Source organism: Streptomyces sp. NPDC029152, from assembly GCF_055564355.1.
Window position 1 is genome coordinate 20,092 of record NZ_JBVHWR010000016.1, and the last position, 23,872, is coordinate 43,963.

General features: G+C 73.1%; 19 protein-coding genes. 6 read left to right on the forward strand and 13 right to left on the reverse strand.

All coding sequences use genetic code 11. From position 1 onward, the window contains the following. Positions 1–77: 77 nt before the first annotated feature. Complete coding sequence (locus ACZ4V6_RS28160) at positions 78–662, forward strand: TetR/AcrR family transcriptional regulator (protein ID WP_467832879.1); 585 nt, start codon at positions 78–80, stop codon at positions 660–662. Positions 663–801: 139 nt separating this feature from the next. Here ACZ4V6_RS28160 and ACZ4V6_RS28165 read toward each other — a convergent pair whose 3' ends face one another. From ACZ4V6_RS28165 to ACZ4V6_RS28175, 3 genes are all read right to left on the reverse strand, one after another. Then, positions 802–2,247 carry an aldehyde dehydrogenase family protein gene (locus ACZ4V6_RS28165; RefSeq protein ID WP_467832882.1) on the reverse strand — a complete coding sequence of 482 codons (1,446 nt, stop codon included), beginning with the start codon at positions 2,245–2,247 and terminating at the stop codon, positions 802–804. Between the two features lie 256 nt (positions 2,248–2,503). Next, positions 2,504–4,183 (reverse strand): PucR family transcriptional regulator, encoded by a 1,680-nt coding sequence (locus ACZ4V6_RS28170; protein ID WP_467832887.1) that lies wholly within the window; start codon positions 4,181–4,183, stop codon positions 2,504–2,506. A 157-nt stretch (positions 4,184–4,340) separates the two neighbouring features. Beyond that, positions 4,341–6,734 carry a type IV secretory system conjugative DNA transfer family protein gene (locus tag ACZ4V6_RS28175; protein ID WP_467832889.1) on the reverse strand — a complete coding sequence of 798 codons (2,394 nt, stop codon included), beginning with the start codon at positions 6,732–6,734 and terminating at the stop codon, positions 4,341–4,343. A gap of 251 nt (positions 6,735–6,985) precedes the next feature. Between ACZ4V6_RS28175 and gabT the strand changes: the two genes are divergently transcribed. After that, positions 6,986–8,320 (forward strand): 4-aminobutyrate--2-oxoglutarate transaminase, encoded by a 1,335-nt coding sequence (gene gabT / locus ACZ4V6_RS28180; protein WP_467832892.1) that lies wholly within the window; start codon positions 6,986–6,988, stop codon positions 8,318–8,320. Between the two features lie 445 nt (positions 8,321–8,765). On the opposite strand, the gene ACZ4V6_RS28185 is transcribed toward gabT, so the two are convergent. Continuing rightward, a complete protein-coding gene (locus ACZ4V6_RS28185; protein ID WP_467832894.1) occupies positions 8,766–9,563 on the reverse strand; it encodes a tetratricopeptide repeat protein in 798 nt (265 codons plus the stop codon). Positions 9,564–9,607: 44 nt separating this feature from the next. Between ACZ4V6_RS28185 and ACZ4V6_RS28190 the strand changes: the two genes are divergently transcribed. Next, the gene (locus tag ACZ4V6_RS28190) at positions 9,608–10,282 is read left to right on the forward strand and encodes a phosphatase PAP2 family protein (RefSeq protein ID WP_467832897.1); all 675 of its coding nucleotides are present in this window, start codon (positions 9,608–9,610) and stop codon (positions 10,280–10,282) included. Here the strand turns inward: ACZ4V6_RS28190 and ACZ4V6_RS28195 are convergent. From ACZ4V6_RS28195 to ACZ4V6_RS28230, 8 genes are all read right to left on the reverse strand, one after another. Beyond that, positions 10,221–12,047 carry a chitinase gene (locus tag ACZ4V6_RS28195; RefSeq protein WP_467832899.1) on the reverse strand — a complete coding sequence of 609 codons (1,827 nt, stop codon included), beginning with the start codon at positions 12,045–12,047 and terminating at the stop codon, positions 10,221–10,223. The two genes, ACZ4V6_RS28190 and ACZ4V6_RS28195, sit on opposite strands and share 62 nt — an antisense overlap. Before the next feature lie 87 nt (positions 12,048–12,134). Next, entirely contained in the window at positions 12,135–12,593 is a 459-nt protein-coding gene (locus tag ACZ4V6_RS28200; protein WP_467832902.1) for a hypothetical protein, read from the reverse strand. Between the two features lie 128 nt (positions 12,594–12,721). Further along, complete coding sequence (locus tag ACZ4V6_RS28205; RefSeq protein ID WP_467832904.1) at positions 12,722–14,149, reverse strand: NAD(P)/FAD-dependent oxidoreductase; 1,428 nt, start codon at positions 14,147–14,149, stop codon at positions 12,722–12,724. A gap of 35 nt (positions 14,150–14,184) precedes the next feature. Then, positions 14,185–14,985, reverse strand: a complete 801-nt coding sequence (locus tag ACZ4V6_RS28210; protein ID WP_467832908.1) for an ABC transporter permease — start codon at positions 14,983–14,985, stop codon at positions 14,185–14,187. Continuing rightward, the gene (locus ACZ4V6_RS28215) at positions 14,986–15,915 is read right to left on the reverse strand and encodes an ABC transporter permease (protein ID WP_467832911.1); all 930 of its coding nucleotides are present in this window, start codon (positions 15,913–15,915) and stop codon (positions 14,986–14,988) included. After that, on the reverse strand, positions 15,915–17,075 hold the full coding sequence (locus tag ACZ4V6_RS28220) for an ABC transporter ATP-binding protein (protein WP_467832913.1): 1,161 nt from the start codon (positions 17,073–17,075) through the stop codon (positions 15,915–15,917). Before ACZ4V6_RS28220 ends, ACZ4V6_RS28215 begins: the two co-directional genes overlap by 1 nt. 5 nt (positions 17,076–17,080) lie before the next feature. After that, positions 17,081–18,328: a polyamine ABC transporter substrate-binding protein gene (locus ACZ4V6_RS28225; protein WP_467832916.1), complete on the reverse strand. Its 1,248-nt coding sequence runs from the start codon at positions 18,326–18,328 to the stop codon at positions 17,081–17,083. A 55-nt stretch (positions 18,329–18,383) separates the two neighbouring features. Next, on the reverse strand, positions 18,384–19,919 hold the full coding sequence (locus tag ACZ4V6_RS28230; RefSeq protein WP_467832919.1) for a gamma-aminobutyraldehyde dehydrogenase: 1,536 nt from the start codon (positions 19,917–19,919) through the stop codon (positions 18,384–18,386). Between the two features lie 213 nt (positions 19,920–20,132). Here ACZ4V6_RS28230 and ACZ4V6_RS28235 point away from each other — a divergent pair, with 213 nt between their 5' ends. Then, entirely contained in the window at positions 20,133–20,738 is a 606-nt protein-coding gene (locus tag ACZ4V6_RS28235) for an NADAR family protein (protein ID WP_467832922.1), read from the forward strand. Between the two features lie 139 nt (positions 20,739–20,877). On the opposite strand, the gene ACZ4V6_RS28240 is transcribed toward ACZ4V6_RS28235, so the two are convergent. Further along, on the reverse strand, positions 20,878–21,858 hold the full coding sequence (locus ACZ4V6_RS28240) for a DUF4190 domain-containing protein (protein ID WP_467832925.1): 981 nt from the start codon (positions 21,856–21,858) through the stop codon (positions 20,878–20,880). Between the two features lie 164 nt (positions 21,859–22,022). On the opposite strand from ACZ4V6_RS28240, the gene ACZ4V6_RS28245 reads away from it, so the two are divergent. Next, a complete protein-coding gene (locus ACZ4V6_RS28245; RefSeq protein WP_467832927.1) occupies positions 22,023–23,084 on the forward strand; it encodes an adenosine deaminase in 1,062 nt (353 codons plus the stop codon). Continuing rightward, the gene (locus ACZ4V6_RS28250; protein ID WP_467833142.1) at positions 23,084–23,800 is read left to right on the forward strand and encodes a glycerophosphodiester phosphodiesterase; all 717 of its coding nucleotides are present in this window, start codon (positions 23,084–23,086) and stop codon (positions 23,798–23,800) included. The genes ACZ4V6_RS28245 and ACZ4V6_RS28250 overlap by 1 nt, the downstream gene beginning before the upstream one ends. Positions 23,801–23,872: the final 72 nt, after the last annotated feature.

The window sequence follows — 23,872 nt, forward strand, 5'->3', positions numbered from 1 at the left end:
CCATACTGGCAATCCCCTTACGATCCGAGGAGGTCGCGCCGCCCCGGGCGCCGGAGGCAGGTAAGGAAGGGAGGCCCATGTCACCGCGCGGAGTGGCGACGCCGGACGTGCGCGAGCGGCTGTTCGCGGCCGCCGAACGGATCGTGGAGAGGGACGGGCCGGGTGCGCTCACGAGCCGTTCCGTCACCACCGAGGCGGGCTGCGCCAAGGGTCTGCTGCACACGCACTTCGCGGGGCTCGACGCGTTCGTGGCCGAACTCTGTCTCGACCGCTTCGCCCGGACGGCGGCGAAGGCACGGGCCCTGACGGGACGGGCCGGGCGGGGCACGGTGGCCGGGAACGTCGAGGCCGTCGCCCTCTCGCTCCTCGACCGCGGCGGCCCGGCCCTGTCGGGTCTGGCCATGACGCGTCCGGCCGCGGCGGCCCGCGTCCGCGAGGCCATGGAGGAAGGAGGCCCCGGCTTCGCCTCGATCCAGGAGGCGATAGCCGGCTACCTGGAGGCCGAACGGGACCTCGGACGGCTGCCGGACACCGTCGACCCGCACACCGCGGCCCTCGCCGTCGTCGGCACCGCCCACCACCTGCTGATGACCGCCTGGCCCGGCGCCCCCGACCCGCGGCCGGCCATGAACCGGCTGGTGGCGGCGCTGGTGGGCGGCTAGGGCCTGCCCGGCGATCCCCGCCGGGCAGGCATCGCCGGGCAGACGTCGCCGGGCAGGCGGAAATCGCCGGACGGGCCCGGGACACCGACGGCCCGAGCCCCCGCACAGTGGGCTCGGACCGTCGGCCTTCTCGGGTGGGTCAGAGGGCGAGGCCCGTCAGGACCAGCACGCGCTCGTAGGTGTAGTCGTCCATCGCGAACCTGACGCCCTCGCGGCCCACGCCGGACTGCTTGGCGCCGCCGTACGGCATCTGGTCGGCGCGGTAGGAGGGCACGTCGCCGATGACGACGCCGCCGACCTCCAGGGCGCGGTGGGCGCGGAAGGCGGCCTGCAGGTCGTGCGTGAACACGCCTGCCTGGAGGCCGTACTTGGAGTCGTTGACGGCGGCGAACGCCTCGTCCTCGCCGTTCACCTTCTGCACGCTGAGGACGGGTCCGAAGACCTCCTCACAGGCGAGGGTGACATCGGCCGGCAGGTCGGTCAGGACGGTCGGCGCGTACGTGGCGCCGTCGCGCTTGCCGCCGGTGAGGAGCTTCGCGCCCGCGGCGACGGCCTCGTCGACCCAGGACTCCACGCGCTCGGCGGCGGCCTCGCTGACCAGCGGGCCGACGTCGGTGGCGTCGTCGTTCGGGTCACCGGTGACCTGGGCCTCGACGGCGGCGACGATGCGCGGCAGCAGGCGGTCGTACACGGCGGCGTCGGCGATCACGCGCTGCACCGAGATGCAGGACTGGCCGCCCTGGTAGTTGGAGAAGGTCGCGATGCGGGTCGCGGCCCAGTCGAGGTCCTGGTCGCTCGCCCAGTCGCCGAGGACGACGGCCGCGCCGTTGCCGCCCAGCTCCAGGGTGCAGTGCTTGCGCGGCACCGAGTCCATGATCGCGTAGCCGACCGTCTCGGAGCCGGTGAAGGAGATGACCGGCAGCCGCTCGTCCTGGACGAGGGCGGGCATGCGGTCGTTGGAGACCGGCAGGATGCTCCAGGAGCCGGCGGGCAGCTCGGTCTCGGCGAGCAGGTCACCGAGGATCAGGCCGGACAGCGGGGTGGCGGGGGCCGGCTTGAGGATGATCGGCGCACCGGCCGCGATGGCCGGGGCGACCTTGTGGGCGCACAGGTTCAGCGGGAAGTTGAACGGCGCGATGCCGAGGACGACGCCCTTGGGGAAGCGGCGGGTGAGGGCGAGCCGGCCCTGGCCGCCGGCGTCGGTGTCCAGGCGCTGCGCCTCGCCGCCGTTGAAGCGGCGGGCCTCCTCGGCCGCGAAGCGGAAGACGGACACCGCGCGGCCGACCTCGCCGCGGGCCCACTTGATCGGCTTGCCGTTCTCGGCGGAGATGAGCTGCGCGAGTTCCTCGGTGCGCTCGGCCAGGCGGCGGCTGACGTGGTCCAGGGCGGCGGCGCGGACGTGGGCGGGGGTGGCGGCGAACTCGTCCCGTACGGCGTACGCGGCGGCCACGGCCTCCTCGACCTGGGCGTCGGTCGGCAGGCTCACCGTGGCGACGGTGCGGCCGTCCCAGGGGGACGTGACGTCGAAGGTGTCCTCACCGGTGGCCTGGCGGCCGGCGAGCCAGAAGGCGTGGGTGGAAGTCATAGTGGAGTCCCGGCCCTTCCGCGTTGGGGGTGTGTGTACGGGGTTGCGGAGTCCACGGTAGGGCGGGGGGCGGCGGGTGGGGTTTGTCCGAGTCGTAGTGGTGGGGGGTGGGGGTTCGACGGATTGGCGGGGTCCGGGGCCCGGCGCGGTGCGTTCCCCGCACCCGCCGCCTCTTCCCGTTCCCGCCCCTGAAGGCTCCGCCCCCGGCCCCCTTCGGCCTGGACGGCCTCGTCCTCGAACGCCGGACGGGCTCGCGTCACTCCGGTGACGTCGCCTTCAGGGCCAGCCACAGCTCCATCCGTACGTCCGGGTCGTCCAGGGAGCGGCCGAGGATCTCCTCCACGCGGCGCATCCGGTAGCGCAGGGTGTGGCGGTGCACGCCGAGGTCGGCCGCCGCCGCGTCCCACTGGCCGTGCCGGGAGAGCCAGGCGCGCAGGGAGGCCACCAGGTCGCCCCGGCCGGTGGCGTCGTGGTCGCGCAGCGCCCGCAGCAGTCCGTCGGCGAAGGCGCGCACCGCGTCGTCGGCGAGCAGCGGCAGCACCGAGCCGGCCGCCAGGTGTTCGTGCTCCACGCAGACGCGGCCACGCCGGCGGGCCACCGACAGCGCCTGCTCGGCCTGCTTGTAGGCGGCGGACGCGGCGATGGGCCCGGACGGCGCGGACAGGCCGACGACCAGCCCTTCCTCGTCGCCGCCCGCGAGCGGCTCCGGCGTCGGCCGGGACGTCTCCCGTGCCGCCGCGTACGTGGTGCAGGCGGCGACGGCCGCGCCTCCGTCGGTGGCCAGGACGACCAGCCGCTCCCCCTCGGGCACCACCAGCACCGCCTCGCCGGCCCGGGCCGCCGCCGACTCGACGACCTCGGCGAGGGCGCCGAGCGGGTCGCCGCCGGTGTCCGCCGCCGCCTGCGCGGCGGCGGAGGGTGTGGCGACGGGCACGCGTGGCTGCGGTCCGGCGTGCGCCCGGGCGGCCGAGGCCGACGCCTGCTCGGCGACGATCATCCGGAAGGGCGCGTCGAGCAGGTCGCCGTACAGGTCCCCGGCGACCGCGCGGGCGTGGTCCGGTTCACCGGCGAGCAGCATGCGCAGCACGGCCGCGCCGAGGCGCTGTTCGGCCGCGTGCAGGGAGCGGGAGCGTTCCGTGGTGAGCGTCAGCAGGGCGATGGCGGAGTGGACGGCGTACCGCTCGGCGGTGCCGAGGGGCGCGGCCGTGCCGACCGCGAGCGCCGCGCGGGCCCTGCGGGAGGTGCCCAGGGAGTGCAGCTCGACCCGGTCCGCGTTCTCGGAGTGTCCGCAGTCACCGGCCGCGCCGACCACCGAGGAGGCCGGCGCGGGCCGCTCGCGCAGCCGCTGCACGTCCGCCGTGAGCCGCGCCGCCCTGCGGCCCGCCCACTCGGGCGCCGCGGCGACGACGGCGCCCGCGGTGTCGTACAGCGCCGCCCAGCCGTCGATCTGCGCGGCCAGCGCGGCCAGCAGCCCTTCCGGCCCGTCGGTCAGCGCCCGCTTGGTCAGCTCGCGCTGCGCCGCGAAGCCCGCCGTGACCGCCCGGTACTGGTCGGCGGCGATGGCGGCGGACACGGCCTTGCTGATGGCGAGGAAGGGCGTGCGGCGCGGCACCTCCAGCAGCGGCAGGCCCTCCCTGCGCGCGGCCTCGACCAGCGCCTCGGGGATGTCCTCGTAGTGGACCCCGACGGCGAACCCGAGCCCGACCACCCCGGCCCCGGCCAGCCGCTTCACGTACTGGCGCATCGCCTCCGGGTCCTCCGCGTCCAGCTTGAGCGCGGTGATCAGCAGGAGTTCCCCGCCCTCCATGTAGGGCACGGGGTCGGCGAGTTCGCTGGAGTGGGCCCAGCGGACGGGCACGTCGAGGCGGTCCTCGCCCGCGCGCACGGTCAGCTTGAGCGCGGAGTGGTGGACGAGCGAGGCGAGGGTCGGGGGCATGGGGCCTTCAGATCGGCGTCAGGTGTGCGGGGACGGTGCGGAATCTCTGTGATCTTTTGGCCGTCGCGTATGAACGGCCTGTGTCGATTCTGCCTCACCGTACGGTCTCCGCGAGGGCGTCCCCGGCCGGAGTCCCGGGCTCGGCCCGTCCCCGGTTTCAGCCGCGCAGGTCCACCAGCAGCGGCGGCGCGTGCTCCCCGCCCACGGTGGTCAGCGACAGCACCGCGTGCCCCGCCGGCACCGCGTGCGCCAGCTCGGACGCCGACCAGCGCTCGCGCTCGACCTGCCGCACGGTGACCGCGTCCGTCGTCACGGCCTTGCCGGTCACCAGCTTGCGCAGGGCATGGATGGCCCGCGTCATCGGCTGGTCGGCGAAGACCGTGTGCTTGGCGACCTCCGTCGTCTCGACCCACTCGGTGCCCCACGCCTCCGCGAGCGCACGCCCGTCCCACGTGGTGACACCGGAGCAGGCCGCCCGGCAGCCCACGGCGCTCAGCAACGGCCCGTGCAACGCCTCCGGTACGTCGCCCAGTGTGCGCAGCCCGAGCACGACACCGGCGTTGTGCGAACGCAGCCGCTGAACGGCCCGGACGGTGCCCCGGGTCAGGGCGCCGGAGGCGTCGTCCAGGACGAGGCAGACGAAGTGCGTCCGGTCCCCGTCGGCGCGGGCCACGGCAAGGAACTGGGCCAGCACGAGCCGGGCCAGGAGCCGCGCCGCCTCTTCGTGTCCCTGCTCGGGCAGGTCGATACGGACCCGCAACGGATGGTGGCCGACGGCGCTCAAGGAGAACGGACGTGCCGCGTGGGTCTGCTCCGTCCCGTCTCCTCCGGTCTGGGGACCCGCGCCGAAGAACCCCTTGAACACCGGGCGGTCCAGCAGCGCGAGCCGGTCGGCGAGGGGCGGACCGCACTCGGCCGCTGTACCGGTCTGCCGCAGCCACGGCTCCAGCTCCCGGCGCATGGTGGCGGCCTCCGGCGGAAGCGCTTCCAGCAGCTCGGCCAGGGTCTGCGGGCGTCCTTCGAGGAGTTCACGAAGGACCGGAACGGCGGGGAAGCGGCCGTACGCGGCCCGGTAGGGGCCGATCAGCTGAGCCAATGCCGTGGCCGCCCGTCCGGCGCCGAACGCCTCGAGGTCACCGGCCAGGCCCTCGGCCAGGACCGCGGCGGCTTCGTCCGGGTCGGTGGCCTCGGCGTACAGGTGCAGGTCGTACGCGGAAGCCGGGTCACCGGGCCGGATCACCACGTCGAACGCCTCATCGGGGCCCAGCGGTGACCCCACCGTGCCCACGGCGACCACGGCACAGGCGCCGGTGAGCGCACCGAGGGCGAGGGATTCCACCACGGGAACGGACAGCCGTTCCGTCCTGCCCGAGCCCGGTGGCCCGACGGCGAGCAGGGAGGTGCCGAGCGTCGCCGGGTCGAGCGCCACTCCGGCGTCCCGGTAGGCGGGAGGCGTCCGCTCGTCGTCGCCGCAACGGCCGACACGGACCTGGCCGACGAGCAGGTCGTGCGTCGTCGTACGCCGCGGAAGGTCGCGGGCGCCCGAAGGGTGCGTCCATGCGGCGGCACCGTGTCGCAGCACGGTCTCGGTGAACGAGGCGAGGCGTCCCTGTGCGTGGAGGAGGTCCCAGGCGCGGCCGACCCGGGCGCAGTCCACGTCGTTCATCCGCCCGGTCAGCACTTCGGCCGACAGCAGGTCGGCCGCCTGCGTCTGCCCGGCCACCCGCAGGAGCGGCCACTTCGACCGGGGCGCGACGGCCACGGGGTCACCGTGGGGCCGGGGCCCCGCCCGACGGACGGCGCTCCAGCGCCGGAGCAACGGCCACCAGTCGCCCCAACGGGCGGACACCCACAGGACCGCGAGCGTGATGGATGTGTCGACCAGGAAGACGGTCACGGGTGCGCCCGCGGTGTCCCAGCCGCCCGTGAGCAGGGCGATGAGGTAGACGATCGTGGTGTAGACGGGCACCGGGTCGCTGTCCAGGACGGGGAACACCAGCACCAGGGCGACCGCCGCCCCCACGACCGTGATGGCCGCCCGGAGCGGCTGCGGCCGGTTGCCGAGCCAGAAGCGGATCAGGGTGGGCCAGCTTCCCAGGTAGCCCGCGGCACACAGGAGGAGGACGAAGAAAATGTCGTCGTAGACCGCCAGGGCGACCTGCCCCTGCCACATGTCCTCATGCGGCCAGACGGTCCCGGGGTACCACCAGTCGTTCGGGGTGAAGAGGCGCAGCAGGCTGCCCTTGTAGGGGAAGGTGTCGTTGAGCCACAGGGACCACAGCAGGATCCCGATACCCAGGGGCACCAGGGCGCCGAGGAGGGAGGCCGGGGCCAGTTTCCGCTTCCCGGTCTCCTTCGGCGGGACGTGTCCGAACCGCCAGATGCCGGCCTTGGCGTCCGCCCGCGGCACGTCGAGCCACGTCGCCACCTGGGAGGACTGCGGGACCTGCGGCTGGCCGGGCGGCGCGGGCGGCATCGGAGGTGGACCGCTTGCCGGACGCGGTACCGCTCGCCGTGTACCCCGCGTGTCCCGCAGGCCGTCGCCGTCCATCGCCCTTGCCCCCTGACCAGCCGCTCCGTCCACCGTCAGCGAGCCAATCTAACGCCCTGGCAGGACGAGTTCACCGCTTACGCGGCCGGGCCCGCGTCGACGTGTCCACATGTCGCCGTATCGGCCACCTGTCCACCGCGGACAACCGGCGGCGCGGACAACGCCCACATGGAGCATGCCCACCCCCCGCTCCCGGTCCTAGCCTGCGAGAAAAGAAGGCAAGCGTCCGAAAAGATCCACAGGAGCCCCCCATGACCGCACTTCCGCAGGAGCGCCGCGTCGTCACCGCCATTCCCGGCCCGAAGTCGCAGGAGCTGCAGGCCCGCCGGACCGCCGCGGTCGCGCAGGGCGTGGGCTCCACGCTGCCCGTCTTCGTCACGCGCGCCGGCGGCGGCGTCATCGAGGACGTCGACGGCAACAGCCTCATCGACTTCGGCTCCGGCATCGCCGTGACCTCCGTAGGCGCCTCCGCCGAGGCCGTCGTGCGCAAGGCGTCCGCGCAGCTCGCCGACTTCACCCACACCTGTTTCATGGTCACGCCGTACGAGGGCTACGTCGCCGTCGCCGAGGCGCTGGCCGAGCTGACCCCGGGCGACCACGCCAAGAAGTCGGCCCTGTTCAACAGTGGCGCCGAGGCCGTCGAGAACGCCGTCAAGATCGCGCGTGCGTACACCAAGCGCCCGGCGGTCGTCGTCTTCGACCACGGCTACCACGGCCGCACCAACCTGACGATGGCGCTGACGGCGAAGAACATGCCGTACAAGCACGGCTTCGGCCCGTTCGCGCCCGAGGTGTACCGCGTGCCGGTCGCCTACGGCTACCGCTGGCCGACCGGCCCGGAGAACGCCGGCCCCGAGGCCGCCGCCCAGGCCATCGACCAGATCACCAAGCAGGTCGGCGCCGAGAACGTGGCCGCGATCATCATCGAGCCGGTCCTCGGCGAGGGCGGCTTCATCGAGCCGGCCAAGGGCTTCCTGCCGGCGATCGTGAAGTTCGCCAACGACAACGGCATCGTCTTCGTCGCCGACGAGATCCAGTCCGGCTTCTGCCGCACCGGCCAGTGGTTCGCCTGCGAGGACGAGGGCATCGTCCCGGACCTGATCACGACGGCGAAGGGCATCGCGGGCGGTCTGCCGCTGGCCGCCGTCACCGGCCGCGCCGAGATCATGGACTCCGCCCACGCCGGCGGCCTCGGCGGCACCTACGGCGGCAACCCGGTCGCCTGCGCGGGTGCGCTCGGCGCGATCGAGACGATGAAGGAGCTCGACCTCAACGCGAAGGCGAAGCGGATCGAGGAGGTCATGAAGGGCCGCCTGACCGCCATGGCCGAGAAGTTCGACATCATCGGCGACGTCCGGGGCCGCGGCGCGATGATCGCCGTGGAGCTGGTCAAGGACCGCGCCACCAAGGAGCCGAACCCCGAGGCGACCGCCGCGCTCGCCAAGGCCTGCCACGCCGAGGGCCTGCTGGTCCTGACCTGTGGCACCTACGGCAACGTGCTGCGCTTCCTGCCGCCGCTGGTCATCGGCGAGGACCTGCTGAACGAGGGCCTCGACATCATCGAGCAGGGCTTCGCCCGCATCTGAGCGGAGCACCCGCGCGGCCCCGGACGCTCGCGCACGTGCGCGAGCGTCCGAGCTGTGGTTCGCACGCCTGGAGCGGCGACCCGCAGAGCGTGTGAAGAACGTGTGCGGGGTGGATGTCAGGACGTCGGTGCCCCTGTCCTGGACCCACCCCCTGTCGTAGGTTCTACGCAGATGAGAGATACACCCCGTCCACGGGGAACCGTGGGCGGAAGCCCGGGCCGGGGCCTCCCCAGCTTCGACCTGGTCGTGCCTCGCGCACAACACCGGAATCCGAGGGTTCCGGGTCTCCTCACCGATCGGACGGTCGCTCGCCCCAAACCCCCCGGGGCGCGCGACGTTCCGGTCAGGACGCCGCCTCGGCACCCGGGACGGCGGTTCACCGAAGGGCCGGCACACTCCCCCCCTTGTGCCGGCCCTTCGGTGCGTCCACGCGCGCGTGCCCCCCTCACCCCTCCCCGGTGATGCGGCCGAGCAGGGCGCGGGCCTCCCGGATGCGGGGGTGGGCCGGATGCAGGTTCCGCTCGCAGTCGGCCAGCGCCTGCCGGGCGGTGGCCTCCGCCTCGTCGCGGCGGCCGAGTCCGTGCAGCGCCTCGGCCGTGGCCAGGGCCGACCGTCCGCTGTCCCCGCGTGAGGGGGGCGGGGTGAACCGCCGCGCCTCGGCGAGCGCCTCCTCGTGGCGGCCCTGGCCGGTGAGGCTGCGCACCAGGACGGCGTGCAGGGCGGAGAGGACGGACCCTCGGGCGTGGGGCAGGTTCCCGCGGGCGACGGCCTCCGCCTCCTCGTGGCGGCCCTGGCCGCACAGGGCGGTGGCCAGGTGGGACAGTGCGACCGGTTCGACGGTGCCGACCGGGGCGAGCCGGGTCGTCCCGCGCAGCACGTCGAGGGCCTCGGCCTCCGCCTCCCGATGGCGCTCCTCCCCGATCAGGACCAGGGTGCGGTGGTTGCGGACGATCAGCCGCAGCAGCTCGGTCTCGACGTCGACCGGTTCCAGTTCCGCGATCAGCGCCTCCAGCTCGGGCAGCACCTCCGTGCCCCGGCCGTGCGCGACGGCCACGCCGGTGGCCAGGGAGAGCGCCTGCCACCGGAGCAGGGACCGCCTTCCGCGCCGGCGGCCCGGCGGGGTCGCGGCGAGCGCGCGGGCCGCGGCCTCGGCCTCCTCGTAGGCGCCGGCCCGGAACTCGTCGAGCAGACGGGCGAAGGTCTTCTCGCGCGCACGCTCGCGTGGCGTTCGTATGCTCTTCACGGGCGGGGAGCGTACGCGAGCGGGGGGCCTGTCAGGCTGGGGGCATGCCGGTCTCCTCGCCCCGCCCGTCCCGCGGCCCGCTCGGGCTGCTCGCCGTCCCCACGCTGCTCTTCGCCCTGATCACCTGGCAGGTCGTCGCCGACGGACCGCTGGTGGGACTGGACGAGCGGGTGAGCCGGGCGCTCGTCCACCCGGACCGGTTCTCCGAGCTGCTGGCCGACCTCGGCAACGTGCAGGTGGCGGTGCCCGTCCTCGCCCTCGCGCTGGCCGGTACCGGGTGGCTCGGGCGCGTCAGGGGCGCGGACCGCTGGTGGCTGCCGCCCCTCGCCGGGGCCGCGGCGATGGTCCTGGTGCCCGCGCTGGTCGCCCCGCTGAAGGAGTGGACCGACCGCCCCGGCACGCCGGCGGTGCCGCCGGCCGTCGGCTACTACCCCTCCGGTCACACCGCCACCGCGCTCGTCGCGTACGGCGCGGCGACGCTGCTGCTCCTTCGGCTGCTGCGCGCGCCGGCCGTCCGCCGCCTGCTCGTCGTGCTCTGCGCCGTCCTCGTCCTCGGCGTCTCCTACGGGCTGGTCCGCCGGGGCTACCACTGGCCGCTGGACGTGGTGGCCAGTTGGTGCCTGGGGGCGGTCCTGCTGACGGGTGTGTCGCTGCTGCTCAGCCGAAGTACGCGTCGAAGTTCTTCTGGAACTCCCAGTTCGCGTACCGGTCCCAGTTGATCGACCAGGTCATCAGCCCGCGCAGTCCGGGCCAGGTGCCGTGGGTGGTGTACGAGCCGCAGTCGGTCCTCCGGGTGAGGCAGTTCAGGGCCTTGGTGACCTCGGCCGGGGAGACGTGGCCGTTGCCCGCGTTGGTGGAGGCGGGCATGCCGATGGCCACCTGGTCGGGGCGCAGCGGCGGGAAGACGTTGTCCGGGTCGCCCGCGACCGGGAAGCCGGTGAGCAGCATGTCGGTCATGGCGATGTGGAAGTCGGCACCGCCCATGGAGTGGTACTGGTTGTCGAGGCCCATGATCGGTCCCGAGTTGTAGTCCTGGACGTGCAGCAGGGTCAGGTCGTCGCGCAGGGCGTGGATGACCGGGAGGTAGGCGCCGCAGCGCGGGTCCTGGCCGCCCCACTTGCCGGTGCCGTAGAACTGGTAGCCGTTCTGCACGAAGAAGGTCTCCGGGGCCATGGTCAGCACGAAGCCGGCGCCGTACCTGGCCTTCAGGGTCTTCAGGGCCGAGATCAGGTTGACGATCACCGGGGTCTTCGGGTTCCTGAAGTCCGTGTCGCCGGCGTTCAGCGACAGGGAGTGGCCCTCGAAGTCGATGTCGAGACCGTCGAGGCCGTACTCGTCGATGATCTTCGAGACGGAGGAGACGAACATGTCCCGGGCGGCGGTCGTCGCGAGCTGCACCTGGCCGTTCTGGCCGCCGATGGAGATCAGCACCTTCTTGCCGGCCGCCTGCTTGGCCTTGATCGCCGCCTTGAACTCGGCGTCGCTCTCCACGTTCGGGCATTCGGTGACCGGGCAGCGCGTGAAGCGGATGTCTCCGGAGGTGACCGAGGTGGGCTCGCCGAAGGCCAGGTCGATGACGTCCCAGCTGTCGGGCACGTCGGCCATGCGGGTGTAGCCGGAGCCGTTGGCGAAGCTCGCGTGGAGGTAGCCGACCAGGGCGTGGGCCGGAAGGCCGGACCCGCCGCCGTCCGGGTCCCGGGCGGTGGTGGCGGTGACCGTCGCGGACCGCGCGGACTCACCGGCGTCGTTGACCGCCGCGACCTGGAAGGCGTACGCCGTCGACGGGGCCAGGCCGGTCACGGTGGTGGAGGTGCCGGTGACCGTGCGGACCTTGGCGCCGTCGCGGTAGACGGCGTAGCCCGTCGCGCCCGGGACGGGCGACCAGGACAGGGCGACGCTGGAGGAGGTGACGGAACCCGCCGTCAGACCCGCGGGGACCGCCGGAGGCTGACCCGCCTCGCCGCCGGGCCCGGTCAGGGAGATGTCGTCGGCGTGGTAGGCGCCGGTGCCGTACCAGCCGTGGGTGTAGATCGTGACCTTCGTGGTGGACGGGCCGGTGCGGAAGGTCGTCGTCAGGCGCTGCCAGTCGGGGGCGGACTGGGCCCAGGCGGAGACGTCGGTGGTGCCGGTGCCGCTCGCGCCGAGGTACACGTACGTGCCGCGGACGTGGCCCGACAGCGTGTACGCGGAGTCGGGCTTCACCGTCACCGTCTGCGCGCAGCGGGCGTTGTCGGCGCCGGCCGGGGTGGCCTTCAGGGCGGCGGTGCCGCCGTGCACGGGTGAGGTCACGGTCGTGCCCGCCGTGCAGGTCCAGCCGTCGAGACCGGACTCGAAGCCGCCGTTGCGCGCGAGGTCCGCGTCGGCCGCACGGGCGGCCGACGAGAGCGCGGTCATGCCGGACACGGCGAGAGCCGTGGCGGTGAGCAGCGCGACGAGGGGCCGCCGGGCGAGCGGTCCGGGGTGTTCCACGCGTACGCGTTCCACAAGTGCCTCCGGGCATGGGGGAGATGGGGAGGGTGGAGCGCGCCCAACTTGGTCCAGACCAATTCGCTTGTCAACCCCTCGCGCGGCTCACCGCCCCTCCTCCCCCGCCGCGAGACCCGCCGCCGCCTCGTGCATCGCCAGTTCGAGGAGGGCGGGATCGGTGAGGGTGCCGGATCCGTCGGGCGGGACCAGCCAGCGGACGCCGCAGGCCGGCGGCCGCCCCGGGTGCGGCACCACGATCCAGGTGCCGCACCCGGCCGTCCGGATGCCGGTGCCCAGCCAGCGGGCGGCGGTGCCGGGCGGCACGAGGAAGCCCGTGCGCGTGTCGGCGGAGTCGACGAGCACCGGGCCGGGCCGGTCCAGGACGCGGGACAGCACGTCGAGGGTCGGACGCCCGAGCCGGCTCGGCAGGAAGAGCACGTCCCAGGCCTTGCCGGCGGGCAGCAGCACGATCCCCCGGGGGTCGCGCTCCCACTCCCGCCGGCAGGACCCGGGATCCGGCGCGACGGATACCAGCCACGCGACCGCCGTCTTCGCACCAGGCATGGGAAGGCCTCCCTCTCTCTCGTGGACGCGGGGTGCGTCACGAGGGAGAGGGAGGCTTCGGGGCGGGCATTACGCGGGTTGCCGCGACTCCTTGGGGTGAACCGGGTCACACCCCGCGTCCGGCCGGATCAGCTGTCGAAACCCAGGCCCAGCCTGTCCATCGTCCGCAGCCACAGGTTGCGCCGGCCGTCGTGCGCGTCCGCGCGGGCCAGCGACCACTTGGTGAGCGCGATGCCGGTCCAGGCGAAGGGCTCGGGCGGGAACGGCAGCGGCTTGGTGCGGACCATCTCCAGTTCGGTGCGCTCGGTGCGCTCCCCCGCCAGCAGGTCGAGCATCACCTCGGCACCGAACCGGGTCGCGCCCACGCCGAGACCGGTGTACCCGGCCGCGTAGGCGACCCTGCCCCGGTGCGCGGTGCCGAAGAACGCCGAGAAGCGCGAACAGGTGTCGATGGCGCCGCCCCAGGCGTGCGTGAAGCGGACGCCCTCCAGCTGCGGGAAGCAGGTGAAGAAGTGCCCGGCGAGCTTGGCGTACGTCTCCGGGCGGTCGTCGTACTCGGCGCGGACCCGGCCGCCGTACGGATAGACCGCGTCGTAACCGCCCCACAGGATCCGGTTGTCGGAGGACAGCCGGAAGTAGTGGAACTGGTTGGCGCTGTCCCCGAGGCCCTGCCGGTTCTTCCAGCCGATCGAGGCGAGCCGGGCGTCGGTGAGCGGCTCCGTCATCAGGGCGTAGTCGTAGACCGGGACGGTGTAGGAGCGCACCCGCCTGACCAGGCTGGGGAAGACGTTGGTGCCGAGCGCGACCGCGCGGGCGCGGACACCGCCGTACGGGGTGCGTACGGCCATGCCGGCGCCGTACGGCCGCAGGGTGAGCGCCGGGGTGTGCTCGTGGACGCGGACGCCGAGGTCGAGGCAGGCCCGCTTGAGGCCTCGGGCGAGCTTGGCGGGGTCGACCATGGCCACGCCCCGGCGGTCGTACAGGCCCGCCCGGAAGGTGGGCGAGTCGACCTGCTCCCGTACGGCCTCGGCGTCCAGGTACTCGATGCCGTCGGCGAGGCCCTTCGACCGGATCTCCTCGTACCACTCCGACAGTTCGCGGGCCTGGTACTCCTCGGTCGCGACGTCGATCTCGCCGGTGCGTTCGAAGTCGCAGTCGAGGGAGTACCGGGCCACCGCGGCCTCGATCGCGTCGAGGTTGCGGGCGCCCAGCTCCTCCAGCCTGTGGATCTCGCCGGGCCAGCGGGTGAGGCCGTTGGACAGCCCGTGCGTGAGGGAGGCCGCGCAGAAGCCGCCGTTGCGGCCGGAGGCGGCCCAGCCCACCTCGCGGCCCTCCAGCAGCACCACGTCCCGCTGCGGGTCGCGCTCCTTGGCGAGCAGCGCGGTCCACAGCCCGCTGTAGCCGCCGCCGACGACCAGCAGGTCGCAGGTGGTGGGGCCGGTGAGGGCGGGCTCGGGGCGGGGGCGGCCGGGGTCGTCCAGCCAGTACGAAACCGGCCGGGCGTCGGAAAGGGATTTCGTCCACTCGTTACTGCGGCTCATGGCGCTCGGGGCCATGATTTCAACTCCCTACGGGTGCATTGCGCGGCGCGTTACGCCTTGCGGCGGTTCCGGCGGTTGCCGATGACCATGGAGGCCAGGACGAACAGTACGGCGACGACGAACATGGCCGTACCGATGACGTTGATCTGCACGGGCGTTCCGCGCTGGGCCGATCCCCAGACGAACATGGGGAAGGTGACGGTGGAACCCGCGTTGAAATTGGTGATGATGAAGTCGTCGAAGGAGAGCGCGAAGGCGAGCAGCGCGCCGGCGGCGATTCCGGGGGCCGCGATGGGCAGCGTGACCCGGACGAAGGTCTGGAGGGGCCCGGCGTACAGGTCCTGCGCGGCCTGCTCCAGTCGCGGGTCCATCGACATCACGCGCGCCTTGACGGCCGTGACGACGAAGCTGAGGCAGAACATGACGTGGGCGATGAGGATCGTCCAGAAACCCAGCCGAGCCCCCATGTTGAGGAACAGGGTGAGCAGGGACGCGGCCATCACGACCTCGGGCATCGCCATCGGCAGGAAGATCAGCGAGTTGATCGCGCCGCGCGCCCGGAAGCGGTAGCGGACCAGCGCGAAGGCGATCGCCGTGCCGAGGGCGGTGGCGCCGAGCGTCGCCCAGAAGGCGATCTGGAGACTGAGCGACAGCGAGCCGCACAGTCCCGCGACCCCGCACGGGTCCTTCCAGGCGTCCGCGGAGAACTGCTGCCATTCGTAGTTGAAGCGCCCGTTCGGTTTGTTGAACGAGAACACCGTGACGACGACGTTGGGCAGCAGGAGGTAAGCGAGCGTCAGCAATCCGGCGATCACGACCAGATTGCGCTTGAACCAGTTGACGAAGGTCATTTAAACCAGATCCTCCGTGCCGGACTTGCGAATGTAGACGGTGACCATGGCGAGAATCGCGGCCATGAGGATGAAGGACAGCGCCGCGGCCGTCGGATAGTCCAGCACCCGCAGGAACTGCGACTGGATCACGTTGCCGATCATTCCGGTGTCGGCCGAGCCCAGCAGGGAGGCGTTGACGTAGTCGCCGGTCGCCGGGATGAAGGTCAGCAGCGTGCCGGAGACCACGCCCGGCATCGACAGCGGGAAGGTGACCCTGCGGAAGACCGTGGAGGGCTTCGCGTACAGGTCGCCCGCCGCCTCGTGCAGCCGGCCGTCGATCCGTTCGAGGGACGTGTACAGCGGAAGGATCATGAACGGCAGGAAGTTGTACGTCAGACCGCACACCACCGCGAGCGGGGTGGCCAGCACGCGGTCGCCGGCGGTCCAGCCGAGCCAGCCGGTGACGTCCAGGACGTGCAGGGTGTTCAGGGCACCGACGACGGGTCCGCCGTCCGCGAGGATCGTCTTCCAGGCCAGGGTGCGGATCAGGAAGCTGGTGAAGAACGGGGCGATCACCAGGATCATGATCAGGTTGCGCCAGCGGCCCGCCCGGAACGCGATCAGGTAGGCGAGCGGGTAGCCGAGCAGCAGGCACAGCACGGTCGCTGAGGCGGCGTAGGCGACCGAACGCAGGAACTGCGGCCAGTACTCGGACAGCGCGTCCCAGTAGGCGGCGAAGTGCCAGGTGACCCTGTAGCCCTCCTCCAGGGAGCCCGTCTGCACGGACGTGGAGGCCTGGTAGACCATCGGTGCGGCAAAGAAGACGACCAGCCACAGGATGCCGGGGAGCAGCAGCCAGTACGGCGTGAGGCGGCCCCGCCTGCGCGGGGGCTTCTTCTCCGGCGCGGCCGGGGCGAGCGGTGGCGGTGCCTCGGTGAGGGTGGTCATCAGGCGGCCTCCCCCTCGGCGACTCCCGCGTCGATGTCCTGGTCGGCGTCCAGCCCGAAGGTGTGTGCCGGGTTCCAGTGCAGGACGACGTCGGCGCCGGGGGCGAGCCGGGCGTCGCGGTCGATGTTCTGGACGTAGACCTCGAACTCGGGGCAGGCGGCGCAGTCGACCACGTACTGCGTGGAGACGCCGATGAAGCTGGTGCTGCTGATCTTGCCGGTTATGCGGTTGCGGCCCTCGGGGAGGGAGCCGGAGTCGTCCGCGTGCGTGAGGCTGATCTTCTCCGGGCGCACGCCGACCAGGACCTTGCCGCCCGCCTGGGCCGGCGCGGAACATCGGGCGCCGGGCAGGACCAGCTTGTCGCCGGCCGCCTTCACCGTGATGTCGTCGCCGTCGGCGGAGACGACATCGGCCTCGATGAGGTTGGAGGTGCCGAGGAAGTTGGCGACGAAGGTGGTCCGCGGGTTCTCGTACAGCTCGGCGGGGGCGCCCAGCTGCTCCACGCGGCCCCCGTTCATCACGGCGACCTGGTCGGCCATCGTCATGGCCTCCTCCTGGTCGTGGGTGACGTGCACGAAGGTGATGCCGACCTCGGTCTGGATGCGCTTGAGCTCCAGCTGCATCTGACGGCGCAGCTTGAGGTCGAGGGCGCCGAGGGGTTCGTCGAGCAGCAGCACCTTGGGGTGGTTGATCAGCGCGCGGGCGACCGCGACGCGCTGCTGCTGGCCGCCGGAGAGCTGGTGGGGCTTCTTGCGGGCCTGCTCGCCCAGCTGGACGAGGTCGAGCATCTCCTCGACCTGCTTCCTCACGCTCTTGATGCCGCGCCGGCGCAGGCCGAAGGCGACGTTTTCGAAGATGTCGAGGTGCGGGAAGAGGGCGTAGGACTGGAAGACCGTGTTGACCGGCCGTTTGTACGGCGGGAGCGCGGTCACGTCCTGGTCGCCGAGGTGGACGGTGCCGGTGCTGGGCTCCTCCAGTCCGGCGATCATGCGCAGGGTCGTGGTCTTGCCGCAGCCGGAGGCGCCGAGCAGGGCGAAGAAGGAGCCCTGCGGCACGGTCAGGTCGAGCGGGTGCACGGCGGTGAAGGAGCCGTAGGTCTTGCTGATGCCGGTCAGGCGGACGTCGCCGCCGCGGTCCGTCGCGTCTGTCGTCGTCTTCATCGTCGTCACGCCCCAGTGAGCTTCGCGAACTTCTCTTCGTAGACCGTCTCTTCCTTCGGGCTCAGGGAGCGGAAGGAGTGGGACCGGTCCTGCATGGCCTTGTCGGGAATGATCAGCGGATTGTTCGCCGCCTCCTCGTCGATCTTCGCGAGGTCGTCCTTCACGCCGTCGACGGGGCAGACGAAGTTGATGTAGGCGGCGAGTCGCGCGGCCGGGCCCGGCTCGTAGTAGTAGTCGATGAGCCGCTCGGCGTTCGTCTTGTGCCGGGCCTTGTTGGGCACCAGCATGTTGTCGCTCCCCGTCATGTATCCGCTGTCCGGGATGACGAAGCCGACGTCCGGGTTGTCCGCCTTGAGCTGGACGACGTCCCCGGCCCAGGCCAGGCAGGCGGCGAAGTCGCCCTTGGTGAGGTCGGATGTGTAGTCGTTGCCGGTGAAGCGGCGTATCTGGCCGCGGTCGACGCCCTTCTGCAGCCGGGCGATCGCCGCGTCGTAGTCGTCGTCGGAGAAACGCGCCGGGTCCTTGCCCATGTCGAGCAGCACCGTGCCGACGGTGTCGCGCATCTCGGTGAGGAAACCGACGCGGCCCTTGAGCCTGGGGTTGTCGAGCAGGTCGGACACCGACTTCACCTCGATGCCGTCCAGCGCCTTCTTGTTGTAGGCGATGACGGTCGAGATGGCCTGCCAGGGGTAGGAGTAGGCGCGGCCCGGGTCCCAGTCGGGGTCGCGGAACTGCTGCGACAGGTTGGCGTAGGCGTGCGGCAGGTTGGACGGGTCCAGCTTCTGGACCCAGCCGAGGCGGATCAGGCGGGCGGCCAGCCAGTCGGTGAGCACGATGATGTCGCGGCCGGTGTCCTGGCCCGCGGCGAGCTGCGGCTGGATCTTGCCGAAGAACTCGTTGTTGTCGTTGACGTCCTCGGTGTACGTGACCTTGATGCCGGTCCGTTCGGTGAACGCGTCCAGCGTCGGGTGCCGGCGGCCGCTCTCGTCGACGTCCATGTACTCGGTCCAGTTGGAGAAGGAGACCTTCTTCTCCTCCTCGGACCGGTCCTCGGCGGACACACCGCCCTGGGTCCTGCCGGCCGCGGGGATGCCGCAGGCGCTCAGTGTCCCGAGGCCGCCGACCGCGAGCGCGCCGCCCGCCGAGGCGCGCAGCAGTGAGCGGCGGGCGAGGGCGGCCCTGCCGTTGGTGAAACTGCGCCGCACGGCGGCCGCTCGGGCCGGGGACAGGCGGTCGGGCTCGTACTGCTCCATGCGCGTGGTTGCCCTTTCGGGTGGGTCGGCCGTGGTCGGCGGCCTGGCGTGATGGCTATCGGTCCCCGAAGACGGTGCGGTGCCAGTCCTTGCGGACCACCGCGGTGTTGTCGAACATGACGTGCTTGACCTGCGTGTACTCCTCGAAGGAGTAGGCGGACATGTCCTTGCCGAAGCCGGACGCCTTGTATCCGCCGTGGGGCATCTCGCTGATGATCGGGATGTGGTCGTTGACCCACACGCAGCCCGCCTTGATCTCGCGGGTGGCGCGGTTCGCGCGGTACACGTCCCGGCTCCAGGCGGAGGCGGCCAGCCCGTACGGCGTGTCGTTGGCCAGCCGGATGCCCTCGTCGTCGCCGTCGAAGGGCAGGACGACGAGGACCGGTCCGAAGATCTCGGACTGGACGGCCTCGCTGTCCTGCGCGGCGTCGGCGATGAGCGTGGGCCGGTAGTAGGCGCCCTTTCCGAGGTCGCCCTGCGGGGCCTCGCCGCCGCACACCACGCGCGCGTAGGAGCGTGCCCGGTCGACGAAGCCGGCGACGCGGTCCCGCTGGACGTGGCTGACCAGCGGGCCGAGGTCGGTGTCCGGGGCGAAGGGGTCGCCGACGCGGACGGTGTCCATGAGGGCGGCGGTCCTCTCCACGAACGCCTCGTACAGGGGCCGCTGCACGTACGCGCGCGTGGCGGCCGTGCAGTCCTGGCCGGTGTTGATCAGCGCGCCCGCGACGGCGCCGTGGACGGCGGCGTCGAGGTCGGCGTCGTCGAAGACGAGGAAGGGCGCCTTGCCGCCGAGCTCCAGGTGGAGGCGTTTGACGGTGGAGGTGGCGACCTCGGCGACGCGCTTGCCGACGGCGGTGGACCCGGTGAAGGAGGTCATGGCCACGTCGGGGTGGCCGACGAGGTGCTCACCGGCCTCCCGCCCGGTGCCGGTGACGACGTTGACCACGCCGTCGGGGATGCCGGCGTCGGTCGCCGCCCGGGCGAACATCAGGGAGGTGAGCGGGGTGATCTCGGCGGGCTTCAGCACGATGGTGTTGCCCGCGGCGATCGCCGGGAGGATCTTCCAGGCGGCCATCTGGAGGGGGTAGTTCCAGGGCGCGATGGAGCCGACGACACCGATCGGCTCGCGGCGGACGTACGAGGTGTGGTCGCCGGAGTACTCGCCGGCCGACTGCCCCTGCAGGTGCCGGGCGGCACCGGCGAAGAAGGCCGCGTTGTCGATCGTGCCCGGCACGTCGAACTCGCGGGTCAGCTTCAGCGGCTTGCCGCACTGCAGGGACTCGGCGCGCGCGAAGTCCTCGGCACGCTCGGCGAGGACGGCGGCGAACCGGTGCAGGGCGTCGGAGCGCTCGCCCGGTGTGGCGCCGGACCAGCCGGGGAACGCCTCCCGCGCGGCGGCGACGGCCGCGTCGACGTCGTCGGTGCCGGCGAGCTCGTAGGTCAGGACGTCCTCGCCGGTCGCCGGGTCGACGACCGTGTGCGTGCGGCCGGAGGTGCCCTTCGTCAGGCGGCCCGCGACGTACTGCGCGCCCTCCGCGAAACGCTGCCGGGCCGGGAACCGGTCCGGGGTGGCGTGGTCCGGGTTGTGCATGTCGGCTCTCCTCGATGTCCCCGCGGCGGACCCCGCGGCGGGAAGGCCCGCGACGGGAGTCCCCAGGACGGGACTGGCGTGGCTCAGGCTCGATGTGAGTGCCGATCCTGACAGAGCACCAAGACCCCAACAAGTGATTCCGTTGTTGCCATTTGGTTACGCGACGGAATCTGTCGACCAGGTGTCGAGCCGCCGACGAAAAGGGCGGACGGAATGTCAGTGGCGCGTGCCAGACTCGCGTGCATGGAGAGGATCACCGGGGCGGCGGGGACGATCGACAGCGCGGAAGCACTGCTCAGAGGGGTCCGGGCGGGCGCACGGGTCAAGTACCTCTGTTTCTGGGGCCACCGGCCGCTCCCGGACGGCCGGATCGGGGCGAGCTGTCTGAGCCAGTGGTGGCCGTCGCCCTTCACCGTGGACGGGGTGGGGTACGCGACCGCCGAGCACTGGATGATGGCGGGCAAGGCGCGGCTCTTCGAGGACGCGGAGGCGGAGCGGCGGGTGCTGGCCGCGGGGCATCCGGCGGAGGCCAAGAAGGCGGGCCGGCTGGTGCGCGGCTTCGACGAGGCGGTGTGGGAGCGGGAGCGGTTCCGGATCGTCGTCGAGGGCAGCGTCCACAAGTTCGCCTCGGACCCGGCCCTGCGGGCGTTCCTGCTGGGCACCGGTGAGCGCGTACTGGTGGAGGCGAGCCCGGTGGACCGGGTGTGGGGCATCGGCCTGGCGGCGGACGACGAGGCGGCGACGGACCCGGAGCGGTGGCGGGGCGCGAACCTGCTGGGCTTCGCGCTGATGGTGGCGCGGGAGCGGCTGCGGAGGTGAGGCGGGCGCGGTGGGTCCGGGGGCGCTGCGGCGCCCGGGGCGCGGGACCGCCGGACAGGCGCCCCGCCGGTCGCCACCGCCCGGGTCCGACGACACCGCCGGCCGCTGAGCCGCCCCGGCGGCCGGGGCGGCTCAGCGGCTACGTGAAGAGCACCAGGGCACCGAAGCCGACGCCGAGCACGATGCCGACGGTTCCGCAGATGATGCCGGCCAGGGCCTGGCCCGGGTTGGTGGCTTCGCCCCGACGGGCCTTGCCGCGGCCGAGCGCGCCGAAGACGACGCCCAGGACGCCCAGGACGATCGCGAGCGGCCACAGGCAGAAGACGACGGCCGCGACGATGCCCAGCACGAGACCGGCGGTGCCCATCCCGTTGCTCGGCATCGGTGTCACGCCGGGCCAGCCGTAGTAACCGGGCGGCTGCGGGGCGGCGTAACCACCCGGACCGGGGTGCCCGGGGCCGCCGGGGTAGCCGTAGGGGACCTGTCCGGGGCCGTCGGGGGCGATGGGCGGCGGGGGGACGGCCTGGCCCTGACCGGCGTACGACGGTGCCGGGGCCGAAGACGCGAAGGGGTTCGCCGCACCACTCGCCGGCGCGGCCGCTCCGGGCGGCGCGAAGGGATCGGCGGCGCCCGCGGGGGTCGTCGTGCCCGGTGGCGCGAAGGGGCCCGCCGTGCCGTCCGCCGGTGCCGGGGCCCCGGGGGTCGTCCACGGCGGGGGCTGCGTGCCCATGGCCGGCATGGACGTGACCGTCTGCTGGTCGTGGACGGACGGGGCCGGCCACGGCGCCGGTCCGTTCGACGCGAGGGTGGCGCCGGGGCCGCCGGGCGCGGACGCGGCGTGGTCCGCGGGCGGCGCCCACGGATCGGCCCCGGGACGAACGGCCCCGGCACGCGCGTCGGCGTCCTGGCCCGCGGGCGTCGTCCGGACCGGGGTCCCCGCCGAGGGGTCCGGCCCGCCGGGGCCCGCACCGGGTACGGCGTCCGCGGTCCCGCCGGCCGGCGCGGGCCAGGTGCCGCCCGGCCCCCCGGCGCCCGGCGGATGCGGCCGGGACGCGGAACCGTTCCCCGCGGCTTCCGGCGCCTGCTCGTCGGCTCGCGGCGGCTGCGCCTCGTCGGACATGCGCGGGATCCCCTCTGCTCGAACGTCCCGCCATGCTACGGGCCGCCCCCGCCGGGCACGGCCCCGGCCTACGATGATCCCGGATCACCGATCAGCCGATCACCCGCGTCCCGCGGGAGCGCCCGCCCAGGGCGGCCCAGGACGCCGTTTCGGGGAGGAACCCCTTGACCGAGCACCTCGTCGACCCCGACGTCCCGCGCGACCTGCACGCCTTCATCGCCGGACTGCCCAAGGCCGAACTGCACGTCCACCACGTCGGCTCCGCCTCCCCGCGCATCGTCTCGGAGCTGGCCGCGCGCCATCCCGACTCCAAGGTCCCCACCGACCCCGAGGCCCTGGCCGACTACTTCACGTTCACGGACTTCGCGCACTTCATCGACGTGTACCTGTCCGTCGTCGACCTGATCCGCACCCCGGAGGACGTGCGGCTGCTGACGTACGAGGTGGCCCGGGACATGGCCCGCCAGCGGGTGCGCTACGCCGAGCTGACCATCACCCCCTTCTCCTCCACCCGGCGCGGCATCGACGAGGGCGCGTTCATGGACGCGATCGAGGACGCCCGCAAGGCGGCCGAGGCGGAGTTCGGGACCGTGCTGCGCTGGTGCTTCGACATCCCCGGCGAGGCCGGCCTGGAGTCGGCCGAGGAGACGACGCGGCTCGCCACCGACGACCGGGTGCGCCCCGAGGGGCTGATCTCCTTCGGGCTCGGCGGACCCGAGATCGGCGTGGCCCGGCCGCAGTTCAAGCCCTACTTCGACCGGGCCATCGCCGCCGGTCTGCACTCGGTGCCGCACGCGGGCGAGACGACCGGCCCGCAGACGGTGTGGGACGCGCTCACCGAGCTGCGCGCCGAGCGCATCGGGCACGGCACCAGCTCCGCGCGGGACCCGAAGCTGCTGGCGCACCTCGCCGAGCACCGGATCCCGCTCGAGGTGTGCCCGACCTCGAACATCGCCACCCGCGCGGTGCGCACCCTGGACGAGCACCCGATCAAGGAGTTCACGCGCGCCGGTGTCCTGGTGACGATCAACTCCGACGACCCCCCGATGTTCGGCACCGACCTCAACAACGAGTACGCCGTCGCCGCCCGGCTCCTCGGCCTGGACGAGCGGGGGCTCGCCGACCTGGCGAAGAACGGCGTCGAGGCGTCCTTCCTGGACGGGCCCGGCAAGGCCCGGCTGCGGGACGAGATCGACACCTACACCTCCGCGTGGCTCGCCTCCTGATGCCCGCCGCCGTGCACGAGGTGACCGCCGTGGCCCACCGCGGCGACCCCTACCGCTTCCGCGAGAACACGATCGGCTCCCTGCGCTCCGCCCTGGCCCGTGGCGCGGACGCGGTGGAGGTCGACGTCCGCCTCACCCGGGACGGCGTGCCCGTGCTCCTGCACGACGAGACGCTGAAGCGGCTGTGGGAACGGGACCGGCCGCTGCGCTCCCTGTCGGCGCGGGAGGTGAGCGACCTGACGGAGGGCCGGGTGCCGACGCTCGCGGAGGCGCTGACCGCGACCGACGGCAGCCGCGTGATGCTGGACCTGCCGGGCGGCCCCGGTGAGCGGGCCGTGCGCCGGGTGGTGGAGACGGTGCGCGAGTGCGGCGCGGAGGACCGCGTGTACTACTGCGCGGGCGCCGCCGCCATGCTCGCCGTGCGCGCCGCCGATCCGGCCGCCGAGATCGCGCTGACCTGGACGACGACCGCGCCGCCCCGGCCCGCGCTGCTGGCGGCGGTCCGGCCGCGGTGGCTCAACTACCGGTTCGGGCTGGTGGACCGGGCGCTGGCCGAGCGCGTCCACCGCGACGGCCTGCTGCTGTCCGTGTGGACGCCCGACACCCGCCGCTCCATGCGCCGCCTGCTCGCCCTGGGCGTCGACTCGATCACGACCAACCGCGTCGACGCGCTCTGCGCCCTGCGCGACGGCCGCCGCCGCACTCCCCCGGAGTGATCCCCAGGGGGCGGACGACTCCCTCCGCCCGCAGGGTGGTTGCCTGACCCGTCCCCCGGCCCTCGGGCGGCG

Bases quoted from the DNA above. Each gene is read 5' to 3' on its own strand.
- ACZ4V6_RS28210 (WP_467832908.1), bottom strand. From the start codon at position 14,985: ATGACCTTCGTCAACTGGTTCAAGCGCAATCTGGTCGTGATCGCCGGA.
- ACZ4V6_RS28205 (WP_467832904.1), bottom strand. From the start codon at position 14,149: ATGGCCCCGAGCGCCATGAGCCGCAGTAACGAGTGGACGAAATCCCTT.
- gabT (WP_467832892.1), top strand. From the start codon at position 6,986: ATGACCGCACTTCCGCAGGAGCGCCGCGTCGTCACCGCCATTCCCGGC.
- ACZ4V6_RS28160 (WP_467832879.1), top strand. From the start codon at position 78: ATGTCACCGCGCGGAGTGGCGACGCCGGACGTGCGCGAGCGGCTGTTC.
- ACZ4V6_RS28240 (WP_467832925.1), bottom strand. From the start codon at position 21,858: ATGTCCGACGAGGCGCAGCCGCCGCGAGCCGACGAGCAGGCGCCGGAA.
- ACZ4V6_RS28225 (WP_467832916.1), bottom strand. From the start codon at position 18,328: ATGGAGCAGTACGAGCCCGACCGCCTGTCCCCGGCCCGAGCGGCCGCC.
- ACZ4V6_RS28165 (WP_467832882.1), bottom strand. From the start codon at position 2,247: ATGACTTCCACCCACGCCTTCTGGCTCGCCGGCCGCCAGGCCACCGGT.
- ACZ4V6_RS28250 (WP_467833142.1), top strand. From the start codon at position 23,084: ATGCCCGCCGCCGTGCACGAGGTGACCGCCGTGGCCCACCGCGGCGAC.
- ACZ4V6_RS28190 (WP_467832897.1), top strand. From the start codon at position 9,608: ATGCCGGTCTCCTCGCCCCGCCCGTCCCGCGGCCCGCTCGGGCTGCTC.
- ACZ4V6_RS28170 (WP_467832887.1), bottom strand. From the start codon at position 4,183: ATGCCCCCGACCCTCGCCTCGCTCGTCCACCACTCCGCGCTCAAGCTG.
- ACZ4V6_RS28215 (WP_467832911.1), bottom strand. From the start codon at position 15,915: ATGACCACCCTCACCGAGGCACCGCCACCGCTCGCCCCGGCCGCGCCG.
- ACZ4V6_RS28230 (WP_467832919.1), bottom strand. From the start codon at position 19,919: ATGCACAACCCGGACCACGCCACCCCGGACCGGTTCCCGGCCCGGCAG.
- ACZ4V6_RS28235 (WP_467832922.1), top strand. From the start codon at position 20,133: ATGTCAGTGGCGCGTGCCAGACTCGCGTGCATGGAGAGGATCACCGGG.
- ACZ4V6_RS28200 (WP_467832902.1), bottom strand. From the start codon at position 12,593: ATGCCTGGTGCGAAGACGGCGGTCGCGTGGCTGGTATCCGTCGCGCCG.
- ACZ4V6_RS28175 (WP_467832889.1), bottom strand. From the start codon at position 6,734: ATGGACGGCGACGGCCTGCGGGACACGCGGGGTACACGGCGAGCGGTA.
- ACZ4V6_RS28220 (WP_467832913.1), bottom strand. From the start codon at position 17,075: ATGAAGACGACGACAGACGCGACGGACCGCGGCGGCGACGTCCGCCTG.